The sequence below is a fragment of the Stieleria sp. genome (genome assembly GCF_041595215.1).
Lineage (GTDB): Bacteria > Planctomycetota > Planctomycetia > Pirellulales > Pirellulaceae > Stieleria > Stieleria magnilauensis.
This window is the reverse complement of sequence record NZ_JBFHKV010001309.1, coordinates 1-2075: the sequence shown is the minus strand read 5'-3', so window position 1 is coordinate 2075 and position 2075 is coordinate 1. Positions and strand designations below refer to the sequence as shown.

General features: G+C 58.8%; 4 protein-coding genes. All 4 read left to right on the top strand.

The window, feature by feature from the left end; genetic code table 11:
• The first annotated feature begins 97 nt into the window (after positions 1 to 97).
• Complete coding sequence (gene dapB, locus ABX749_RS30845; RefSeq protein ID WP_236649245.1) at positions 98 to 856, top strand: 4-hydroxy-tetrahydrodipicolinate reductase; 759 nt, start codon at positions 98 to 100, stop codon at positions 854 to 856.
• Positions 856 to 1221 (top strand): hypothetical protein, encoded by a 366-nt coding sequence (locus ABX749_RS30840; protein WP_372899413.1) that lies wholly within the window; start codon positions 856 to 858, stop codon positions 1219 to 1221. Before dapB ends, ABX749_RS30840 begins: the two co-directional genes overlap by 1 nt.
• Before the next feature lie 195 nt (positions 1222 to 1416).
• Positions 1417 to 1602, top strand: coding sequence for a DUF3784 domain-containing protein (locus ABX749_RS30835; protein WP_143547721.1), 186 nt, complete (start codon positions 1417 to 1419; stop codon positions 1600 to 1602).
• A 73-nt stretch (positions 1603 to 1675) separates the two neighbouring features.
• Positions 1676 to 2075 (top strand): DUF1559 domain-containing protein (locus ABX749_RS30830; RefSeq protein ID WP_372899412.1); only part of this gene is annotated, 400 nt, incomplete at its 3' end.

The window sequence follows — 2075 nt, the reverse complement described above, 5'->3', positions numbered from 1 at the left end:
GTTGCCGTGTCCCCCATCGAAGCCGCCTCCCTTGCGAGATTCCCCATCCATCATGTCCACTCCACTGAAAATTGCCGTCCACGGAGCTGCGGGTCGCATGGGTCGCCGAGTCGTGGCACTGGCGTCGGAAGACAAAACGCTCCAGCTCGTCGCCGCGATCGAAAATGACCAGCACCCCCTGCTGGGCCAAGACGCCGGTGATCTGGCAGGTGTGGAAACCATGGATGTCCCGCTGTCGTCCAAGTGGCCCAACGATGCCGACGTGGTGATCGATTTTTCGTTGCCCGAAGCGATCGATCGCTGCATCGAAAAATGCGAACTGCACGAAACCGCGTTGGTCGTGGCCACCACCGGCATGACCGACGCGCAAGTCGAACGTCTCAATGAAGCGTCCGAGAGCATCCCGATCGTCTGGGCCCCCAGCATGTCGCTGGCGGTCAACCTGTCGATGAAACTGGCTCAGCAAATCACCGAAAAACTACTCGATGTCCCGGGCGGCCTGGACATCGAAATCATCGAACGCCACCATCGCTACAAGGCCGACGCCCCCAGCGGAACGGCGCTCAAGTTCGGTGACTTGATCGCCGAAAAACTGGGCGATGACACCAAACACGTGCACGGACGCGAAGGCCACACCGGTCAACGCACCCGCAATGAAATCGGCTACCACGCCGTCCGCGTCGGCGACAATCCCGGTGAACACACCATCGTGTTCGGCATGCTGGGCGAACGGATCGAGCTGAACGTGGCCGCCAGCAGCCGCGATTGCTACGCCGCCGGTGCCTTGGCCGCCGCCAAATGGCTGTCCGACAAACCGGAGGGCATGTACGACATGTTCGACGTGCTGGAAATGTAATGAAGTGTGACGAGGGTTATCGATGTGACGTCTGTGGCCAAGACGTGACCTCCATCATCGACAGCGACTTGTACTTGCGCTACGTCATCGGCCAGCTCGACCCCGAAACCCTGCACACGACCGCCGAACGCCACCTCCGCTGCAATCCGGTCTTGGCCCAGTTCATCGACGACCCACGCTTTGAGTCGGTGGTCGTCGACGGACCGATGGGACTGGCCAACCTGGACCCCGACTTCGTCGCCCAGCGCCGCGATTTGGTCACACGTGGCTTCCAACGGCTGCACGAAATCAATCACTGGCCCGGCGATCGAGACCTGACCCAGTACCCGCTGCCCGAGGCGATCGAAGCCTACCGTTCAAAGTAGAACCGAGGGTGACCATTCTGCACCGTCGGCGGCAAAGCTTGTACATCGACCTGGCAAGGTGTAGTCTATCCTGGAAGGAATCACGTGCTTTGCGGTCCTTTTCCGGCATGTGCTTCGATCGATCTTCTCCGATTTCTGCCTCGTCCCAGTCTCGCGACGGCACCTCGCCAGACTCGTCTGCTCACCGGATACATCATGACGCGATCTGCGATCCTCCTGCTCTCCTTGATCCTTGGTACGTTTGCGATCGCGGGATGTGGCAGATCGACGACGATCGATAAACCCACTGATTCCGACACGATCGCATCGGGTTACGATGCGATGTCGGACGCCCAAAAGGCAGAATACGATCAAGAAATGGCGAAGCAAATGGGAAATTAGTTGGAGCGACGAGAGCCATTTGCTCGTCTAATAGAGATCTTATTCTTCTGTCTCGATAACCTTGGAGTTTTCAATGCGAAGGTATTCGGCGCGTGCCGGCTTTACGCTGGTCGAACTGCTGGTGGTGATCGCCATCATCGGGATCCTTGTCGGACTGCTGCTGCCGGCCGTCCAAGCGGCGCGTGAAGCGGCGCGACGGATGAGTTGCAGCAACAACTTCAAGCAAATCGGTCTGGCACTTCACAACTACCATTCCGCCTATCAACGCCTACCGATGAACTACGGTGGCACCACGCCAGTCGCACCGCTGACCAGCGGTCCCGGCGGTGTGGCGAATTGGTGGGAAAGCAATAACTTTGGCAACCACGAACTGCTCAGCATTCTGGTTCCGCTGACTCCCTACATGGAACAACAATCGCTCTGGGAATCGATCAGCCAACCGTTCCCCATCACCACCCCGGTCGCCTTCACCT

Coding starts and splice junctions, on each gene's coding strand:
- ABX749_RS30835 (WP_143547721.1), top strand. CDS start 1,417: ATGACGCGATCTGCGATCCTCCTGCTCTCCTTGATCCTTGGTACGTTT.
- dapB (WP_236649245.1), top strand. CDS start 98: ATGGGTCGCCGAGTCGTGGCACTGGCGTCGGAAGACAAAACGCTCCAG.
- ABX749_RS30840 (WP_372899413.1), top strand. CDS start 856: ATGAAGTGTGACGAGGGTTATCGATGTGACGTCTGTGGCCAAGACGTG.